This window comes from Kibdelosporangium banguiense (genome assembly GCF_017876405.1).
GTDB classification, from domain to species: domain Bacteria; phylum Actinomycetota; class Actinomycetes; order Mycobacteriales; family Pseudonocardiaceae; genus Kibdelosporangium; species Kibdelosporangium banguiense.
Genome location: NZ_JAGINW010000001.1, coordinates 7129047 through 7148030, shown reverse-complemented (window position 1 = coordinate 7148030; position 18984 = coordinate 7129047). Strand labels below are relative to the sequence as shown.

Sequence of the window (18984 nt, the reverse complement as noted above, 5' to 3'; positions counted from 1 at the left end):
CTTGTGCCCCAACGAAGTCAATCGATTATCAGTGTCTCAGGGCGATCGGCGCAGCAACGGCAACTGCTCGGCCAGCACCTGCAGTTGGGTCCGGACCTCCTCGAGACCGGCCGGAGTGTGCAGTTCGACCAGCATCTGATTGATCTGGCCGACAACATCGGTGAACTCGCCGGCGGACTTCTGCAGCAGGCCGTACAGCGGATGTTGCCTGACCTCCGCCACTGCCAACGGATCGGTGGCCGGCAACGCGGCGCGGCCCGCCTCAGCGAGTGCCTCGATGTCAGCCAGGTTGGCGGACATCGTCTCAGCGATCCGCCCAAGCCACTCCCCCGCCGCAGTCGCAGGCAGCGACTCAATCAACCGAGTCACAGCCTTGGCCGACTGTTTGCAACGATCAACCGTCTCAGCCCACGGGTCCACGGTCGCCGGCGTGATCACTGGTCGTTTCTCACGCCTGCGGAACCGAAGCCGGAACAACCAGCCGACACAGAACTGAACAACACCAGCGGCACACCCGGTGGCGAAACCGAAGAAAGCCAGCCCCACCACCTGGCCCATCAACGACGGCTCCGCCACAGGCTCCCCCGGCGCCCCATCCCTGCCGATCAAGACCAGCAACCACAGCACAAGCACACCCGTAACAGCCGCACTGCCCACCGTCGCGCCGAAACTCCGCCGTTTCACGCGAGAATTCTAGGCACGAACAGAATTGTCGGAGGGGTATGGTAAAAAGCGAAGTGGTTGTGCCGCGCGTGTCGGCTGGGTGCGGTACTTGACTGGTGCAGATGCGCACGAGCCGTGCCTGACCAGCGCCGATGCCTCCAGCACCGCCAGAGGTGCCCACCAGGTCGGCCAGAGGTGCCCCACCAGGTCGGCGCGAGGGCAGGCGGTCGCCCGTCGGCGGCCCCGCGCGACGCGGGCGGGCCTGCGCGCGTCAGGAGGCCCACGCGAGATCCGGCAGGCTCGCAGCGGTGGCGCGAGGCTGGCAGGTCCCGCGGGGGCGTGGAACCGGAGCCGCCCAGCCAGCCGACTTGGCCGACGCAGGCCAGCAGGCCTGCCGATGCACGCGAGGTCAGAGCGTGTCAGGAGGCCCGCGCGATGATTGTTCCGGTGTTGATGCCTGGGGGGAGGGTGCCGAATGCCGAGCCCCAGTCTCCGCCGAAGCGGGATGCGCAGAACGCGTCGGCGACGGCGGGTGGGCTGTGCCTGACCAGCAGAGATCCCTGCAGTACCAGGGCCATTGTCTCGACCAGGCGGCGTGCGCGGAACTCGATGTCGGCCAGGTCGGCGAGTTCCTTGCGCAGCCCGCGCACGGCCTCGTCCAACCGGGCGTCCGCGCCGGCGGCCTTGTCGACCTCGGTGAAGTAGGCCTCGACTGACTCCGGCTGGCGGCCCATCGCACGCAAGGCATCCAGCGCGGCGACGTTGCCTGAACCTTCCCAGATCGACTGCAGTGGTGCCTCGCGGTAAAGCCGAGGCATGCCGGATTCTTCGACGTAACCGTTGCCGCCCAAGCATTCCAAGGCTTCGGCCGCATGCGCGGGAGCACGCTTGCAGACCCAGTACTTGCTCACCGCGAGACCGAGCCGCCGGAACAGCTCCTCATCCTGGTCACCGCGCACGGCCCGGTCGGAAGCACCCGCGAGCCGCATGGCAACAACCGTCGCGGCCTCCGACTCCAACACAAGATCGGCCAAGACGTTGCGCATCAAAGGCTGATCGGCCAGCAAAGCACCGAAGGCCTGGCGGTGCCGGGCGTGGTGCGTGGCCTGGACGACGCCCCAGCGCATGCCGGACGCGCTCCCGAGTGTGCAGTCCAGGCGAGTGTTGTTGACCATCTGGATGATGGTCCGGACGCCTTCGCCTTCCGGCCCGAGTGGCCAGCCGATCGCGTTCTCGTACTCGATCTCCGCGGAGGCGTTGGACCGATTGCCGAGCTTGTCCTTCAAGCGCTGCAAGCGAATCGGGTTACGCGTACCGTCCGGCAGAACGCGCGGCAGCAGAAAGCACGACAGCCCGCCGGGAGCCTGCGCCAATGTGAGGAACATGTCCGACATCGGTGCGGACGTGAACCACTTGTGCCCCACGAGCCGGTATGTGCCGTCGCCGACTGGCGTCGCGGTGGTTGTGTTCGCGCGGACGTCCGAGCCGCCTTGCTTCTCGGTCATGGACATTCCGGCGATCAGGCCGGTCTTACTACCAGGCACGCGCAGCCCGAAGTCATAATTACGCGCGGCCAGCAACGGCTCGAACGAGGCAGCGAGCGTTGCGTTCGTCCGTAGCGCGGGGATCGCCGCGTACGTCATGGAGATCGGGCAGGTGTGGCCCGCATCGACCTGTCCCCATACGAACAGCTTCGCCGCGCGGGCGACGTGCGCGCCGGGACGCGGGTCGGCCCACGGCGCCGCGTGCAGACCGTGCTCGACCGCGACTGTCATCAGCGAGTGCCAGTACGGGTGGAAGTCGACCTCGTCGATCCGGTTGCCGTACCGATCGTGCGTACGCAGAACGGGCTCGTTCTCGTTGACGACCCGCCCCCATTCCTGTGCCTCTGCGCCGCCCGCGAGCTGGCCGAGTTCGTGCAGCTCCGGCTCGGCCCAGTCGGCTCCTTCTTGCCGCAGTGCCTCCAGCAGCGCGGGGTCGTCGGCCGCGTCGTGCCCCACCAGCGGCGGGACCTGGTTGGTGACCTCGTGTGTGCTCATGTTGCTGGACCTCCCAGGGCACGCAGGGTGAACGTGATCAGAGCGGGCATGGTGTCGGCCTCGGTCGCGCCTTCCGACAGCGGTCCGACCAGCAGTTCGCCGAGCGCGCCGATCAGCGCGGCGGCGGTGATCTCGGGATTCTGCTCGGGCAGCACACCGGCGTCGACGGCGTGCGCGATGCGTTCGGCCGCGATGTCGCGGAACGCACGTCGGAACACCAAGCGCTCCGCCTCGACGGGCGCGTCGACCGGCTCCACAAGCAACGCGTACGCCAGCTGCGGCGACTGTAGCGCCCGTGAGGTGAAGGTCTTCATCACCTCGATGACGCGTTGGACCAGATCACCAGGCTGGGCTGCGGCCTTGGCGACGGCGTCGACCTCATGGTTCACGACGAAACGGAACAGCTCGACGGACAGTTCCGCCTTGTTCTGAAAATGCTTGTAGACGCTGCCGGTCGCGATCCCCGCGCGAGCGGCCACGGCGGCGACGGAACACCCGGCATAGCCCTGCTCGGACAGCAAAGCCACGCCGGCATCGAGGATCGCGGCGCGTTGACTGTCCATCCGCGCCTGGACCCGAGGTGTCCGCCGATACGGCATACCAAGAAGTGAACCAGTGATTCACCTCTTCACGCAAGTATGTTGCGAACGTGCCCTACGACGTCGCGAAGGTCCGTGCCCACTTCCCCGCCCTCGCCGAAGGTGTCGCCTTCTTCGACGGCCCCGGCGGCTCCCAGGTCCCCGACCTGGTCGCCGACGCCGTGGCCGGCACGCTGCGCTCGGCGATCTCCAACCGCGGCACCGTGACCGCGTCGGAGATCAGAGCCGAGCACATCGTGGTCTCCGCCCGCCAGGCCGCCGCCGACCTGCTGGGCGCCCAGCCGACCGGGATCATCTTCGGCCGCAGCATGACCCAGCTGACCTACGACCTGTCCCGGACGCTGGCCAAGACCTGGCGCCCCGGCGACGAAGTGATCGTCACCAAGCTCGACCACGACGCCAACATCCGCCCCTGGGTCCAGGCCGCGGAGGCCCACGACGTGCGCGTCCGCTGGGCGGAGTTCGACCGGACCAGCGGCGAACTCCCCGTCGAGGCCGTGACAAGCCTGCTGACAGAACGCACACGCCTGGTAGCCGTGACGGCCGCGTCAAACCTCTTGGGCACACGGCCATCCATAGCGCGGATAACACCACGCGCACATGAGGCGGGCGCGCTCGTCTACGTCGACGGGGTGCACCTCACTCCACACGCGTGGGTTGACGTCGAGGCGATGGGCGCGGACTTCTACGCGTGCTCGCCATACAAGTTCCTCGGCCCGCACATGGGCATGGTCGCCGCGCGGCCAACCCTGCTGGAGTCGTTGCGCCCAGACAAGCTGCTGCCCGCGACAAACGTCGTGCCCGAACGATTCGAGTACGGCACGCTCCCCTACGAAATGCTGGCCGGTACGACCGCGGCCATCGACTTCCTCGCAGACCTCGTCCCAGGCGCGGGTTCCCGTCGTCTACGGCTTGCACAGTCGATGCATGCGCTGGAAGAGCACGAGAACGCGTTGCTCAAACGCTTGGAGGCAGGCCTGTCAGACGCACGGATCTACGGTTCGCCACGCCGGGACCGTACGCCGACAACGCTGTTCACGCTCAACGGCGTCGCGCCCGCGAAGGTCTACCGCGAGCTGGCAGCACGCGGAGTCAACGCCCCAGCAGGAACCTTCTACGCACTGGAATGCGCCCGCTGGCTGAAACTGGGCGACGCAGGCGCCATCCGCGCGGGAATCGCGCCCTACACAACAGAAGAAGACGTCGACCGACTGATCAAGGCAGTCCGGGAAATCACGTCATGACGAGCCACTGTGGACACTCGCCAGCCACAGATCCCGATGCTCGCGCATGCGTTCCTCAGCGGTCGCGATCGCCGAGGCGGGAACCGGCTCAGCAGCCCAGTCAAGCAGAACATCCTGCATGCCAAGGACAAATCGTTCGCCGACCGCGGTCAGACCACCGGACGCCAACAGTGTCCGGCACCCCAGCAGACCCGCGGCTCGCCAATGGGAGAACTCCACATCCGCGTGCGGACCACCGTCCTGAACGCGCTGGCGGCGCCAGAACCCGGCAACGCCGAGATGCGCATATGTGCCGTGCAGCAATCCAACCAGGGGCCGGGGTTCCGGACGCCATGGCGCGTAGAACGTCCCGTGCCGGCCAGGACGCAGCAACGGGAAGAGATCCATCAGTCCGGCCAGCTTGGTGTGCTGCAGTTCGTGGGCGAACGCCAGCCCGATGACCTCCGGATCACGCGTGAGCGACATGAACACACAGCCGAACGCGTCGGCGAGAGTCGCACTGCTGAACCCGGCGGGGCTCGATCGCAACGGCGTGATCACCGAGACAGCCTCGGCGAACTCGGTCGCGACACCTGGATGGGCCTGGGCGAGCAGGTGCCAGCCCAGTGTGATCCACTCGCGCCACAGGCCCGGGTCGGCGTCCCGCGAAATCCGTAACCCGTCGGGCAGACCGCCGCCCTGCCACGGATCCAGCTGGAACGTCACCCCGTCGCCGACGTCCAATTCCGTGACCACGTTCCTGCCCAACGGTGGTGGCAAAGGGAAACCGGGACCATGCGAAGCGCGTTCGACAGCGGCAATGGCCACTTCGCCGAGACGTTCCGGGGCGGCAGGCTCACCATGTACCAGGGCCACCGCGGTTTGTGCCGCCCAGACTCCGACCGCCGGGTGATCGAGAACGGCGCTCACCGCCTGTGGCGCCTTCCGCTGCACTTCGCTGAGCAGGTCGAAATCCGGCTGCAGAGCCGGCCTCGCCGCCAGGATGGATCGGATGAACAGCAAGGTTCGACTGCGCCTCGCCGCAACGAGCACTCGCATGCCATCGGCCCCACCGCCACCGCGAGCCAGGGCATCGAAGGACGCAGCGCTCATCCGGAACGGCCGCACACTCATCGAGCCGCCATTCCAGCCAGATCGGCGGTCAGCCTGGCCTGAATGTGCCGGATCAACCGGCGCAGATCCAGGCAGTACACCGACGGATTGCCGAAACCCTCACCCCGGCGGTATCTGTGTGCGAGCAGGCCACCGCCGCAAGTCCGGTAGACATCACACCGCCGGCACGAATGTGCGGGCTCGGCCGACGGGCCGGACAGTCGCAAAGCCGCGTCGAAGGAATCGCGAACGACGTGCAAGCCGGTCGCGGCAGCTCCCTCGTATGCGGTCGCCAGCACATCCGCGCGTTCAATGGTGCCATCGGTCTCGATCACCATCATCCGCGGTATCTCCAGGCCGACGCCTTCCACACTGGAACGACCGCCGAGCAGCAGATCGATGATCGATTCGAACAATCGAATCCTGGTTTCCTGCTCTGGTGCGCCGTACCACCGGTCGAATATCGCGATCAGCCAATCGGCGTAAGGTGTCGCGGTGGAATCGGCGGCCCGGAAAGGCGGCGGGTTGCTCCAATTGCCGTGCGGCAGCAGAAAGTCGACCATCGGCGGGGAGAATTCCAGCAGACCGGTATAGGTGGCGAGCGGGTCGTTTCGCACGTCGACCGTACACAACAGACCACCGAACAACGACCGGAACGGACCCGCGGTGATCTTCCGCAACGACCCGGCGACAGCTTGATATGTCCCGGCACCGGCAAGTGAACGCCGATGCCGGTCATGTGCGGCGGCGTCACCGTCGAGACTGACCCCGATCCTGGTGTCCCATTCAGCGAACAGCCGCAGATACCGGTCGTCGATCAGAACCGCATTCGTCTGCACGACGAAACGAATCCTCGCCGACGACCCGACAGCGCGGTGCACGGCTGCCAGCAGATGTTCGATCTTGTCGTGCCCGGCGAGCAAGGGTTCACCGCCGTGCAGCACCACGTCGACGGCGGCCTGCCGATGGGTTCGTACGTGCTCCCCGATCCGTTGGGCCACCGCGTCCATCACCTCGCGGGACATCGACACCGGACGCGTCAGCCATCGCCTGTCAATAGATTTGTACACATAGCAGTAGTCACAACCCAAGTTGCAGCGACCGTGCACCTTGACGATGAATTGACGCAGCGGCGATATCACAGTCCTCCCCTGGGTCGGTCACCAACACCAACCAAACACATCTTTTCGGCGCGCGGGAGGCGGCGACCGGGTGGACTGGCGATGTTTCTTGCCGGAGCGCGTGGCGGCGGCACTACGATGAGAACACCCGCAACGAAGGAGAACGCGACTTGAGCGAGGGTGCCGAGCTGGAATCCGATCTTCCGGACCTCAGCGCGACCGATCTTCACCTGGTGACGGCCACCCCGTCGGCCGTACTGGACAACTGCGTGCGCCGGATGCTGGCACAGGCGAAAGAGCTGCCGGATCAATATGTCGCGTTCCAGAACGCCGTCTGACACTTCGCTTCACCCGATCGGTGGAACTCACCTCGAATTCCGCAGATCACCGTAATCAGCAGTCCGAGATCGCCGACAATGACCGTGATGAGCACACCGCCGAAGAACAGAGCGGCACCCCAGCGCTCTGCCTTGATCGCGTTTCTGTCCATCCGGATGGACGAGGCATGTGTCGGAGCCGCGACGAATGCCGCGTGGCTTCTCGCGACTGCGGGGCAGCGTGTGCTCGTGCTCGACTGGGCCACCAGGCCCGATGTCGCCGGATATCTTGAGCCGTTCGAGGTGCCCGCCCCTGATGTGGCGGAGGCGCTCGGCGCCGGCTTTGCGGCCTGCTATCTGGCCGCTCTCGCAGTCCGGTCGGGAGACGCCCCGGCTTTGCGCCGCTTCGCGTTGCCCGGCGGTAGCGGGCAGGTCGACGTGGTCAGGCTCGGTCCACCAGGGGAACAAGGCCATTCCCCGGTCGGTTCCAAACCCGAGGCGGCCGTACGGCTGCGCAACTGCCTGCACGAAAGCGACTACGACTACGTCCTGGTGAGCGCGCCCGCGGAACCGGGGAGCCCGCTGCTGGACACCATCGGCCAGCTCTGCGACGTGGCCGCCGTCTGCTTTACCTCGGACGCACGGCCGACGGCGCGGGCAGCGAGCGCGGCGTGGGAGATCAAGCGATGCGCGCCCGCCGCGATCGGGATCGTTCCCGTGGTCGTCCCGGCCGACAGCCCCTTCTCCGGCCCCGCACTGGCCGACCGGGTCCGCGAGGCGTTCGGCGAAGTGCTCATCGACCAGCAGAGCTTTGTCCAGGCCGGAACCGTGATCGAGATGCCCGCGGAGGCGTTGCAGGCGGCGGATCCGCCGCTGGCAGTACTTCGCGAGGATCCCGCGGGCGAGTTGCCCGTGACAGCCGCCTATGAGGCACTGGTCTCGGCGGTCACCGGCGGTGTGGTCGACGCCGTTCCCGCCATCAGTGCCGCAGTACGGCATCGATACCGCCGGGGCGGCGGCCTGGAGGAACCGGGTACCGACCAGTTCGTCGTGATCTCAGCGCCGGCCGACCGGCCCTGGGCCGACTGGGTTCGCAGCCGGCTGGAGCAATGCGGCGCCCAGGTCACCGGCTGGGACGCCACCACGCCCGTCCCGGTCACACAGCCGGATGGCGTGGTCGTCATCGGATCACCCAGCGTCCTGGAAATGCCTGGCCACGCGTCGACGACCCTGCGGCTGGAGATCGCCGCGCGCACTGTGCCGGAATCCGTGGCATGTTCGCTGTTGACGACCTTCTTCGGCCTGGTCCCCCTGCCGGGCAGCGACCCCGCTGCGGGCAGCCGGTTCCCCGACAGCTCCCCCGGCGTCGTGGAATTGCCGGACCGGCAACGGGAGTTGCACGGAATCGAACCGGCACTGGGCGAACTGCGCGACCGTGTGCTCGCCTCGCGCGGGCGGCACCCGGTGGTCGTCTGTGGCAAGCCCGGCGCGGGAAAGAGTGCGCTCGTCGCCGAATACGCTCACCGTTTCGCCTTCGACTACGACGTCGTGTGGTGGGTGTCCGCGCATGACCGTCAGTCCACGCTGTCGGACGTCTTCCAACTGGTCGCCAGACTGCGCGCGGAGCGGCAACTGGCCGACGCGGACGGCGGCGCCCTCGATGTGCTCGCCGACGCCACGGGCCACAGCCGGTGGCTGCTGGTCTATGACAACGCCGAAGACGTGGGCATGCTCGATGACCTGGTGAAACCGAACCCCACCAGGGACATCGTGATCACCACCGTGGCTCCGGGCGGTGCGGACAGCGGATCTGTCCTCACGATCGAGCCGTTGGACAGCCGCGACAGCGTCGCGTTACTGACCGGCCGGATCAACGATCTGTCCGAACAGGACGCGCTGGAGGTCGCTGAGGCCGCCGGGCACCTGCCGTTGACGCTTCAGCTCGCCGCGGCCTGGCTGGAGTTGTCGATCACCGAGATCCGCCGGACCGGGGCCGCCGCCCTGCGCGCCGCGACTTCCTTGTCGGCAAGGGCATTCTGCACCAAGATCGCCGCACAGCCGGCCGGCGACGTGGTTACGCGGATGATGCGCGTACTGAAGGACTCTCTTGTCGAAACACCCGAAGGCAGGCTGGCGGTTCTGCTCGGCCAGCTGTGCTCTTTCCTGTCTCCCAGGCAGATCGACCTCCAGCTGGTCCGGTCCCGGTCGATGATCGCCCGGCTGGTCGAGCTGGGCGGCGACGACGCGCGCCCACTCCGGCTGGACGCCGGGATAGCCGACCGGATTCTGTGGGCAGGCGCGAAGGCAGGAATCTTCCGAGTCCACTGGGGACAGCCCGCTGCCCTGCACGTACACCGCTTGGTACAGACCAGTCTGCGGGAGCTGCTCTCACCGGAGGAACGCCGCGAACGCCGGGAGCAAACGCTGACCGTGCTGGCGGACTACGCGCCGACCGAGACAGAAGTCATTGGCAGTACGGCGAAATTCGCCGAACTGCAAAAACACATCGTCTCGTCCGGCGCGATGCACAGCGACGACGATCTCGTCCGGCGCTGGCTGATCAACCAGCTGCAGTTCCTTTATCTGATCGGAGATTCCGACATCCAGCAGGCAGCGGTGCAGCCCGCGTCGGAGACGTTGGACCGCTGGGCAAGCACTTTCGGCCCGCACGACGAACTGCACGCGCGGCTCGCCGCGCAACTGGCCAACGTCCAGCGCGCTCTCGGGTCCACCGAGGAGGCGCTCCGGCTGGACATGGCCGCACTGGCCGGGCCACGCCGGTCCGACCAGCCACACCACGAGCAGAGCCTGATCATCGCCGCCGGTGGCCGGGGCGCGGACCTGCGCGGGCTGGGCAGGTTCAGCGACGCGCTGGCTGAGGACCAGGCAAACTGGCAGGCGCTCAATGACGTCCTCGGCCCGGATCATCCGCATACCCAGCGGGCGGCCAACAACCTGGCAGTGGCCAGATTCCTCTCCGGCTCCGCACTCGGCGCCCTGCAACTGGAACGCGACAACCACCGCAGGCGAGAGCGGCTGCTCGGCGCGAAGAGCCCACAAACCCTATGGTCCTTGTGCAGTCTCGGCGTGTACCTGCGGGAGGTCGGCCGGTACGACGAGGCCCTGGCCACGCTGACACAAGCACGTGAAGGCGTGCTGGAACTGCCAGCGGACAAGGCCAAGGCACTTGAGCTTCGTATCCTGTGGAACCACGCCATCACGCAACGGCAGCTCGGGCGGGTGCGGGATGCCAAGGAGCGTCTGGCAAAAGTCGCCGTCGAGTACCGGAAGATGAATGGCAGCACGCATCCTGACACTGTCGCGTGCGAGCTCAGCATGGCCTCGGCCTACCGGTTGACCGGGGAGTCGGAGTACGCACTCGAAGTGGCCCAAAGGTGCCTGCGTGCCTACCGGCTGGACAACACTTTGCCGGCCGGCCATCCGTTCGTCGCCGTGTGCCGATCGACTCTCGCGTTGCACCTACGCGCATGCGGGCTGGCGGAGGAAGCACTGCACGAAAGCAAGACCGGCTGGGTGCACTTGCAACGCGCCCTGGGCCTGCATCATCCGTGGACCGTGGCCGCGTTGACCGCGCACACGGGTGATCTGGTGAGCACTGGCAACTCGTCGTGGGCAGCCGAGATCCTCACGAGCGCCCAGGACATCTGCCGGGACTACCTCACCGCCGGCCGTAAGCGCAAACATCCCTATCTGGCGATAGTCACGCGGAATCTGGCCCTGGCGACCAGACTCATCGACCTGCCGCCCGCGCCGGGCGACGACGCCTGGCGCACCGAATGGCGGGACATCGACATCGATGTCCCGCAGACCTGAGAGGCATGAGGTGACTGGCGAAGTGTCCGGTGAACCAGGAACCGACCTGGTCGAGCAGACAGCCGACTACGTCGGAGCGGGATTCGCCGACAGCAGAGCGGCGTGCCGGGCTGCGTTGCGTTCGACGCCGGCACTGCACTATGTGGCGCACCACAGCCACAAACGCTGCGACTTCAGCATCGACGCGTTCGGCGGGGGCAGGACACCACCGAGGGAGTTCGACCGGCCCGGGTTGTGCACGCTGTCCCTGCGGCTGAGTTCCGAGGTCTGCGCGATCGACGACACACTGCAGGAAGCCGGCACCGGCGAGCTGATCAGGACGGTGTTGCGTGCACGCCATTTCGCTGTCTGCTGCAACTCTGTGGTTCCCGGGGAACGCATCGTCGGCTTCAGTTTCCCGAGCGGTGACGCCCAGCTCGCCGACGAGAGACTGTCGACATTGGCCACCGAGCTGCGGCGGCTTCAGAGCAGAGGCACCCAGAACCCTGGTGGATACGAGTCCGAGCCGTCGCGTAGGGCGCCCGTCCAGCTCGTCCGCGATCCGGTCGTCGATGTTTTCGCACAGGTCGACGACGACGTGGCGAAGGCATGCAACGCGTCCGTGCGACCGGACGACCTGCACGTGATGGCGTACTGCGCGGACGGCGAACTGCGGCTGATCGCCGACCAGCTCGATCACCCCGCCATGGCCAGGTTCTACCCGTCCCTGCGAGTCGGCCGGCTCCGCTCGTTCTACCGGGATTTCGCGCCCGAGCTCGCGGTGGTGGCCGCGAACCTCAGCCAGATCGTCGGGGAGGCCGGTGGCCTGCTGATGAGCCTCGTGCTGGACGTCGAACAGGGCGCGATCTACTACCGGCGCCTGCCGTCCGGGCACTATCTGATGGGCGTGACCATCGACCAGCACCGCGTTCGCGACGCGGACATGCGAACCGAGGAACTCGCATTGCGACTGCAAGCGGCTCCCTTGATTATTGCCGAACGAACCATCAGCGAGGGTGCATACTCCCTTCTTTCCGCCACCGACCAGGCATCTTGAGCGCAATCTTGATCAAATGCTAGGATCGGCACACTGTCTCGCAAGGGAGGCATCATGTCCGGCGGCAGGATTGCGGCTTTCTGCGTGACCGCGGTGCTTCTGGGCTTGATAATTGCGTCACAGGGAAATATCACCCATCCAGGAAATTCGGTCGTTTTTCAATACACAGTTCTTGCTCTGTTGGCCGTCGGCCTGTACGCGAGCACGCACGGCATCGACACCGACGACCTGAGACGCAACCTGCGGATCGTCGTACTGGCCGTCACGCTGGGCGTCCTGCTCAAGGTCGTGCTGATCGGCAGCGTCATGTGGCTGTTCTGGGGCAAGGACCACCTGATCCTCGCGGTCGTGGTCGCGCAGATCGACCCGCTGTCGGTGGCCGCCCTGCAGCGCCGGTCGGACATGTCGGGCAACGCGAAGGCCGTCCTGCGGGCGTGGGCGTCGTTCGACGATCCGGTGACGATCCTGCTGACCATCTATCTGTCCACATTCGCCCTGGGCACCAGCGCGAACGGCGGAATCGGCGACTTCGCGGTGAATCTGGGCTGGAATATCCTGCTCACCGCGGCCGTCTGGACAATGTGGAGATACCTAGCCGGTCGCCCGAAGGCGGAATCGCGATTCACCCATTGGCGGGGTATGACGATTCCGATGCCGACATCGGCACGGGCAGTCACAATTCTCGTCACGACGTTGGCCGTCGCCGGAATCGCGATTACCCAATCCCTGATGCTGGCCGTGGCGTTGATTGGATTGTTCGCCCGTCCGCATCCCCGTTACGACGACGCCATCACGCGCTCCGCGCAGTTCGCCCTTGTGCTCGCCGCAGGCGCGCTCGGCATGGCGCTGTACGGCGGGATCGACATCCTGCCTGGGCTCGCCCTCGGCCTGACGGCTTTCGGTGCGCAGAGCCTTGTCTCGTTCGCGCTGACCTGGCGCTACAGCAGAACCGACCGGATAGCACTCGCGTTGTGTCAGCAGAACGGCCTGACAGCGATCATTCTCGCGCTGGTGCTGGAGCCGCAATTGCCGGGCACCGTGGCGATAGTCGCGCCCGCGATCCTGGTGATCAATATTCTGCACTGCGCGACCAATGCGGTGTGGCGGCTCCGCAAGCCCGTCCCCACACCGGTTCCCGCGCCGTTACCGGTACCCGACCGGATCTGAAGTCCTACTGGCCTTTGACGAACACGGACTTCAGCAGTGCCCGCCGGACACGCACGTGCAGCACGTCGAGAGCCGCGTCCAGGTCCGCGCGGCGCAGCGACTGGCTCACCCGGGCGATGAAGTCCGGCTGCCGGCCGCGCCTGATCAACGGTTCCAGGCGGTCGATCGGCACGAACTCGACAATGGAGCCATACGCGCGGCACAGGGTGTCCAGCCGGTCTTCTGCGTCGTCGGTGAGGCGTTCGCTGGACATGCGGACCTCCTCCGAGTGATACCACTCGGCGACGACGCGCCGGAACGCAAGCACGGCCTGCCGCAGGGCCGCTGCGGCTCCGTTGGCCTCTATCAGCGCCCTCGACCGCAGCAGGTTCTGCAACTCGTCCCGGACGTCGGCGGCCTGGTCGGGATCCCAGCCCGGTTGCGGGAACGCCCCGTCGAAGACCCCGTTGAACTCGATGAGCCTGTCCAGCAAGGAAATCGGCTCGGTGAACAACCGGTCGACGTCCGCCGGCAACGGCTGGCCACGCTCAGGCGCAGACGTCACGACACCGTACGCGGCCGCAGTCAGGTCGGCGATGTCCCTTTGCAGCAAGGCGAAACTGCGATTGACCGCGGCCTGCGAGTTCTCGCTCTGGACGACCACCTGTTCCAACGCGGACATGACAGTGGTCTGTTGCCGGTTGAGCTGGTCTATCCGTTCCTGCATGGCGTTGAACGGGTTCTCGTCGTGCAGGCGGCGCAACCTGGTGGTCACCGTGTCGATGACCGCGTTGAGATCCTCGATGAACTGGCCGGGCCGGTAAATCAGCGGGTAGAGGTCGAACGACTCCCGGACCAACTGGTTCACCCGATCGGAGACCACACCGTTGACCACGATGACCACCGTGGCCTGCGGCCGGCAGACCTGAATGGCGATCTTGCGGCGGTTCACGCGATCCACGTCGTCCGGCTCCAGCAGCGAACGGGTGACAAGGATCGCGCAGCCGGTGTCGTCGCCGAGCGGCAACCAGAAGTCCGCCCGGGACTCCGGCCCGCCCAGGACGTGGTCACGCAGATACGAAAGCCCTTTGCCGTCCAGTACCCGCCGGACGTCCGCCGGAACGTCCTGTGTGGAGGATGTGCCCAGCTGGTCGCGTACGACCTGAGTGATCATCTCCTCGGACACTGGTTGCCTGCCCGTGACGGCGATCCGGTACAACTCGTGACACAGGCGGATCACCGTTCGCGCCCGGCCACCCGAAAGGCTGACCAGGTAGGCGACCGTGTCCCGGCTGAACGGGCTGAGCCGCGCCACGCCGAACTGGCGATGCTGGGCGAGGGTGATGAACTCGCACACGGTGTCCACCGACAGCCCCGACATCATCACGACCCGGCCGATGCGCTGACGCACCCCGGCCGGCAGCACCGTGAGCGCCTCGGGAACGCCCGCCAGCACCAGGAACGCGTTCGCCGCGGAGAACACCTCCAGCAGCTTCTGGAACCCGTCCAGCACTTCGGTGTCGGTCCGGCCGTGGCCCAGGAACAACTCGTGGAACTCGTCGACGACCACGACAAAATGCCGCTGCTGGCCGCCCATCAGCAAGGTCAGCGAACCTAGCATGTCCAGCGCGGCCCGCTCGGTGCCGACGACCTTGGTGATCTCCCGGTCGGTCAGCACCGGCTCCGGCGGGCTGCCCATCAGCCATTCCCAGACCGCCGTCTCGAAACCCGGCCGCAGCAGCAAAGTCAGCGCCTGAGCCAGATCGTTGTCCCCGGTCAGCGATCCGAGCATGCCCGCGACAGCCTTCAGCAGCATGCTCTCGGTCAGCCCGAGCCGTTCCACCACAAGCCGGGGCTCGATCTCACCGTCCTTCAGCCACTGCACGACATCGCTGGTCATTCCCTTGCCCTGCATGGAATCGGCCACGATGTCGGCGTAAAGCTCGTTGACCCGCGACTGGATGGCCGACAGCCCCAACTTGGTGACGAACGCGCGGTAGAGGTCGAGGAAGGAGTCCGACGCCGGGTCCAGATAGAGGGGATCGACCGCGCCCTCGGTGGCGTCGCGGACATGGCGCATCAGCCAGCCGGCCAGGTGCGTCTTGCCTGTCCCGTAGTCGCCGCAGACGGCCAGCACGTTGCCCGACCGGACGGGAAGCCCTTCCGGGGAGGGTGTCCTGGTCTCCAGGTAGCCGCGCACCGCCGCGTACGCCTCCCGGATGGCGTCTGTCTCGATGCTCACCTCATCGAAACTCACCGCCCGGGCGACGGCCAGCGGCGAGAAAGGATTGTCGAGATCGCTCATCATCAATCCCCGTTCTCCCGCAGATAACGGAGTAACGCCCTCACGATCTCCGGGGGTGCCACCGTGCGGTCCGTGCCATAGGTCGGATCATTTTCCAGAAGATCGCCGTATAACCTCGAGAAGACACTCTGCAGCGACCCGATCGTGTAAAACTTGAGCTGCTCGTTACGCAGCCATTCGAACACCTCGTCGGCCACCATGGGATAGATCCCCGGCCGGGCCAGCCGGGCACGGACGAAGGCGATGGCGTCATCCGTTTTGAGCTCGCCGACGTCGAGAACCAACGGCTGGGTCTCGGGGTCCGCCGCGGCGAGGACGTCCTTGCCGGACAACAGGGACGATTCGCTCAACAGGATCATTCGCTGCCCGACCATGCTCGCGTAGTCCAGTACCTCGTCCATCAGCTCATGGATCCGCGGCACCAGCACGACCAGGACGACCGAATCGGCGAGCACTCGCCCCAGCCGGGGGAAGAACCGCTCGGGCTGGTCGGTCATGGCCGCCAGCTTTTCCAGGTCGTTGTCGGTGAGCAGCTGGTCGCCGACTTCGAGTTCGTCGCGAATGCGTTCGCACACGAACTTCATTCGGTTCGCGGCCGACTGCGGCTTGCCGATCGGCGCGCCCCCAGTCAGATCGACACGCACGGGCCGCACGCCGGTCTTGGGCAGAGCGCCGTCAAGCCAATGAACACACCGATTGATCAATGACGTCTTGCCGCAACGCTGTTCACCGACCACGAGGACGAAGTGGCCGCGTTGCTGGAGGCTGACGACATCGGTCATACGGGCCTTGAATTTCTCGAACGCGTCCTGGCTGTCCGCGATCGCGACGTAATAGCTCTCATGCTCGGGATCGCGCCATGGGCACAGCGGCTTGGAACGCACACCCCCACATGGTGGCAGCAGGAACGGGTTGATCGCATGTGCCTGTTCAAGTGGTTCGATCATGATGTCATCACCGCCGGTACGGCGGGGTGCACGAAAAACGACCGGAACGGGCGAAGCAGACCACGCGCGACCTGCACAATCGTGTGATCCAAAGTCGCAAGCCCGCAATTGAGGCCGTCGACCCGCACAGCCCGTGAATCGGTGTCCAGCTGGACCCAGCCAGTAGTCAGTTCGGGGCCGAACGGGCCGGTCCGCAGCTGGTCACGGACATACGCGACCGCCTTCCAGCAACTGTGCTGTGCCGTGATCGGCCCGAGCTTCTCCAGCAGCTTCGCCCGATGTTCCCGGATCGCGGTGTCATCGGGCCGGCTCCCGGTTCCCAGCCATCCGGATATATACCGATCGCTCGAAATGAGGAACTCACCGACCGCGGCGAACAGGGCGTCGGCCTGCACCTTGCCGCGGCTGATCTTGTCCCGCCACGTGGCGGTCAGGACAGCCAGGATCGCAGTGCCGATCGCGACAATGAACGGCGTGAGCGTCGCCAGGAGACTGGGGCCTGGCGACGCCGCAGGTGACTGCCGGGCAACCTGTTCGACGCTGAACAAAGCCTCACACGCCCGGCTGAAATCATCGTTGCGCTGATCACGCCACTTGGTGATGTCCCATTCCTGACCGGCCACCGCCAGCCGGTCGGGCGTCTTCGCAGGCTCTGCCAACCGAAGCGCGACGGCCGCTTTGACCAATGACTCCTGACGACCGGGAGTCAGGCAGAACACGACCGGGGCATCCTGTTCGGCGGCGGCCGATCCTGGCGTCATCAACGCGACGGAGAATACGCCGAACACAATCAGCAACAGCCGCCCAGCCCGATCGGCAAGCCGCGACCGTATCGCCAAAACCGTACGCTCCCGCCGCTTTCAAGATCACCTGTGAACCTGACTCGCCCGAGGATCGTACAGTCACAACCGGCTGTTACGTGAACGGTGCAGCGTCACCCATTCGGCCCCAGCCATTCAGTCGATTTTGCAGTATTCACGCCATTGAGCGAATGCCGCATTAATGCGTGTTCTTGTGGTCGATCAATGGGGGCGGGCGTTGATTCGACCACGAATGCGGTGGCGACGGCATAGCAGCTGGCGGCAAGCAGCACTGCGCCGAGGAAGTCGCTCGGCCGGTGCCACCCGGTAACAAGCGTGGATACGCCGACGGCACCGATCCACACTAATCCCGGGGCAGCGACGATCAACCGGACATTGGCGGGCACCACCAGCAACAGAGCGAAAACGCACACCGCCGCGACGGTGACGTGCCCACTGGGAAAACTGTTCTCGGTGTACCGAATCTGGTGAGCCAGGTCAGGGCGTTCCAGGCTGGATTTCAACAGTTGCGCGAGCGCGGCGGTGACGCCCATGAGCAAGGCGGCCATGACCGTCCGTCGGTACGCGCGACGGCTCAGACCGATCGCGCACACCACGAACAGCGTGCCCGCGAACAGCATGGTCACCGGAATCTTCAACGGCCACGGCACCTCACCGGACATACGAGTCAAGGTCGGATCGAACCAGGACAGAACCGTGTGGTCCGTAGCCTGACCTTCGGCAGTACGCACCAGGACCAAGTAGGTGACGACCGTTGCCACAGCAAGCAGTACGGCAACAGACAGTCGCAAAGAGATGGCCCGCGCTGAGTCACTCACACCCGCCACAGTGCGACCGGAATGTCCCGGCAGTACCCAGGTTCTGTCATGACTGTGCAACAACGCGGTTGCCGGGAATCCCAGGTTTGTCAGACCCGGATGCAAGCATGGACACACTCAGTGAGCATCCGGGGAGTTTTCGTGACCGAGCAGACCCGTCCCCCCTTCCTGCGCCGCAAGCTCGGCGCGAAACTGCGCCGCCTCCGGGAGCAAGCAGGACTGACGATCGAAGAGGCAGCCCCCAGGCTGGACAAGACCAAAAGCGCCCTGCACAGAATGGAGACCGGCGAGACCAAAGCGGACGTCCACTTTGTACGTTCCCTGATGGACATCTACGACCACTACGACCCAGACCTGGTGAAGGAGGCCAGGAAAGCACTGAAACCACCCTGGTTCAGGGCATTCAGGATCAAGGACTTGGGCTATGTCGACATTGAAACCGAGGCGGCGCAGGTACAGGAGTGCATCTTGGCCAGCATCCCTGGCCTACTGCAGACAAAGGCATACATGCAGGCACTGTTCCGCGATCAAGGTCGGCTCACCGAAAGCGAGGCTGCCAGTCACACCGAGGTGAGACTCATCCGGCAGCGAAGGCTCATCGACGAAGATCGGCCCCTGCGCCTGACAGCGGTCATCTATGAGGCCGCGCTGCATCGAGAGTTCGGCGATTGCGATGTCATGAGCAAGCAACTGCGCCATCTCGTCCGGATGTCACAGTTGAGCACAGTGACACTCCAGGTACTCCCGCTCAGATCTGGGGCGCGCTGTGCGCTGGAAGGAGCATTCATCCTTGTGGGGTTTCCAGATCCGGAAGACCCCGAGTTGCTGTATGTCGAATATGCATCCGGATCCATGCACATCGAGAACCCTAGAGAGGTGCAAGAGGCTAGGATTGTTTTCGACCAGCTGCGCACCGATGCACTGAGCCCAGCGGGCTCGGTCGCGCTGATCGAACGGCTGATCACGGAACTCTATGGCCCCTGACTAGCAAGGAGCTCGGCG

At 65.8% G+C, this 18984-nt stretch carries 15 protein-coding genes; 6 read left to right on the top strand and 9 right to left on the bottom strand.

The annotated features are described in order from the left end of the window. Nucleotides 1–36: 36 nt before the first annotated feature. The 3 genes from JOF56_RS33095 to JOF56_RS33085 form a co-directional block, all read right to left on the bottom strand. Nucleotides 37–684 (bottom strand): hypothetical protein, encoded by a 648-nt coding sequence (locus JOF56_RS33095; protein ID WP_209643372.1) that lies wholly within the window; start codon nt 682–684, stop codon nt 37–39. A 398-nt stretch (nt 685–1082) separates the two neighbouring features. Continuing rightward, entirely contained in the window at nt 1083–2702 is a 1620-nt protein-coding gene (locus JOF56_RS33090) for an acyl-CoA dehydrogenase family protein (protein ID WP_209643371.1), read from the bottom strand. Next, nucleotides 2699–3301, bottom strand: coding sequence for a TetR/AcrR family transcriptional regulator (locus tag JOF56_RS33085; protein WP_209643370.1), 603 nt, complete (start codon nt 3299–3301; stop codon nt 2699–2701). The genes JOF56_RS33090 and JOF56_RS33085 overlap by 4 nt, the downstream gene beginning before the upstream one ends. Before the next feature lie 50 nt (nt 3302–3351). Between JOF56_RS33085 and JOF56_RS33080 the strand changes: the two genes are divergently transcribed. Further along, nucleotides 3352–4545 carry a cysteine desulfurase-like protein gene (locus tag JOF56_RS33080; RefSeq protein ID WP_209643369.1) on the top strand — a complete coding sequence of 398 codons (1194 nt, stop codon included), beginning with the start codon at nt 3352–3354 and terminating at the stop codon, nt 4543–4545. Here JOF56_RS33080 and JOF56_RS33075 read toward each other — a convergent pair. Continuing rightward, nucleotides 4540–5658, bottom strand: coding sequence for an aKG-HExxH-type peptide beta-hydroxylase (locus JOF56_RS33075; RefSeq protein WP_209643368.1), 1119 nt, complete (start codon nt 5656–5658; stop codon nt 4540–4542). The two genes, JOF56_RS33080 and JOF56_RS33075, sit on opposite strands and share 6 nt — an antisense overlap. Next, on the bottom strand, nt 5655–6779 hold the full coding sequence (locus JOF56_RS33070) for an FxsB family cyclophane-forming radical SAM/SPASM peptide maturase (protein ID WP_209643367.1): 1125 nt from the start codon (nt 6777–6779) through the stop codon (nt 5655–5657). The genes JOF56_RS33075 and JOF56_RS33070 overlap by 4 nt, the downstream gene beginning before the upstream one ends. 149 nt (nt 6780–6928) lie before the next feature. Between JOF56_RS33070 and JOF56_RS33065 the strand changes: the two genes are divergently transcribed. The 4 genes from JOF56_RS33065 (at nt 6929) to JOF56_RS33050 (ending at nt 13112) form a co-directional block, all read left to right on the top strand. Next, on the top strand, nt 6929–7096 hold the full coding sequence (locus tag JOF56_RS33065) for an FxSxx-COOH-like cyclophane-containing RiPP peptide (RefSeq protein WP_209643366.1): 168 nt from the start codon (nt 6929–6931) through the stop codon (nt 7094–7096). 87 nt (nt 7097–7183) lie between these two features. Continuing rightward, nucleotides 7184–10909, top strand: coding sequence for an FxSxx-COOH system tetratricopeptide repeat protein (gene fxsT, locus JOF56_RS33060; protein ID WP_209643365.1), 3726 nt, complete (start codon nt 7184–7186; stop codon nt 10907–10909). A 10-nt stretch (nt 10910–10919) separates the two neighbouring features. Continuing rightward, entirely contained in the window at nt 10920–11945 is a 1026-nt protein-coding gene (locus JOF56_RS33055; protein ID WP_209643364.1) for a hypothetical protein, read from the top strand. 180 nt (nt 11946–12125) lie between these two features. After that, on the top strand, nt 12126–13112 hold the full coding sequence (locus JOF56_RS33050; protein ID WP_372448290.1) for a cation:proton antiporter domain-containing protein: 987 nt from the start codon (nt 12126–12128) through the stop codon (nt 13110–13112). 4 nt (nt 13113–13116) lie between these two features. On the opposite strand, the gene JOF56_RS33045 is transcribed toward JOF56_RS33050, so the two are convergent. The 4 genes from JOF56_RS33045 to JOF56_RS60275 form a co-directional block, all read right to left on the bottom strand. After that, nucleotides 13117–15396, bottom strand: coding sequence for a hypothetical protein (locus tag JOF56_RS33045; protein ID WP_209643362.1), 2280 nt, complete (start codon nt 15394–15396; stop codon nt 13117–13119). Nucleotides 15397–15398: 2 nt separating this feature from the next. Continuing rightward, on the bottom strand, nt 15399–16343 hold the full coding sequence (locus JOF56_RS33040; protein ID WP_209643361.1) for a hypothetical protein: 945 nt from the start codon (nt 16341–16343) through the stop codon (nt 15399–15401). After that, the gene (locus JOF56_RS33035; RefSeq protein WP_209643360.1) at nt 16340–17182 is read right to left on the bottom strand and encodes a hypothetical protein; all 843 of its coding nucleotides are present in this window, start codon (nt 17180–17182) and stop codon (nt 16340–16342) included. Before JOF56_RS33035 ends, JOF56_RS33040 begins: the two co-directional genes overlap by 4 nt. Before the next feature lie 95 nt (nt 17183–17277). Beyond that, nucleotides 17278–17925 carry a phosphatase PAP2 family protein gene (locus JOF56_RS60275; protein WP_209643359.1) on the bottom strand — a complete coding sequence of 216 codons (648 nt, stop codon included), beginning with the start codon at nt 17923–17925 and terminating at the stop codon, nt 17278–17280. 198 nt (nt 17926–18123) lie between these two features. Here JOF56_RS60275 and JOF56_RS33025 point away from each other — a divergent pair, with 198 nt between their 5' ends. Then, the gene (locus JOF56_RS33025; protein WP_307855367.1) at nt 18124–18966 is read left to right on the top strand and encodes a helix-turn-helix domain-containing protein; all 843 of its coding nucleotides are present in this window, start codon (nt 18124–18126) and stop codon (nt 18964–18966) included. Nucleotides 18967–18984 lie beyond the last annotated feature (18 nt).

What these genes read in the sequence shown, in the direction of transcription:
- JOF56_RS33045 (WP_209643362.1), bottom strand. Translation starts at nt 15,396, where the DNA reads ATGAGCGATCTCGACAATCCTTTCTCGCCGCTGGCCGTCGCCCGGGCG.
- JOF56_RS33090 (WP_209643371.1), bottom strand. Translation starts at nt 2,702, where the DNA reads ATGAGCACACACGAGGTCACCAACCAGGTCCCGCCGCTGGTGGGGCAC.
- JOF56_RS33075 (WP_209643368.1), bottom strand. Translation starts at nt 5,658, where the DNA reads ATGAGTGTGCGGCCGTTCCGGATGAGCGCTGCGTCCTTCGATGCCCTG.
- JOF56_RS33040 (WP_209643361.1), bottom strand. Translation starts at nt 16,343, where the DNA reads ATGATCGAACCACTTGAACAGGCACATGCGATCAACCCGTTCCTGCTG.
- JOF56_RS33085 (WP_209643370.1), bottom strand. Translation starts at nt 3,301, where the DNA reads ATGCCGTATCGGCGGACACCTCGGGTCCAGGCGCGGATGGACAGTCAA.
- fxsT (WP_209643365.1), top strand. Translation starts at nt 7,184, where the DNA reads ATGAGCACACCGCCGAAGAACAGAGCGGCACCCCAGCGCTCTGCCTTG.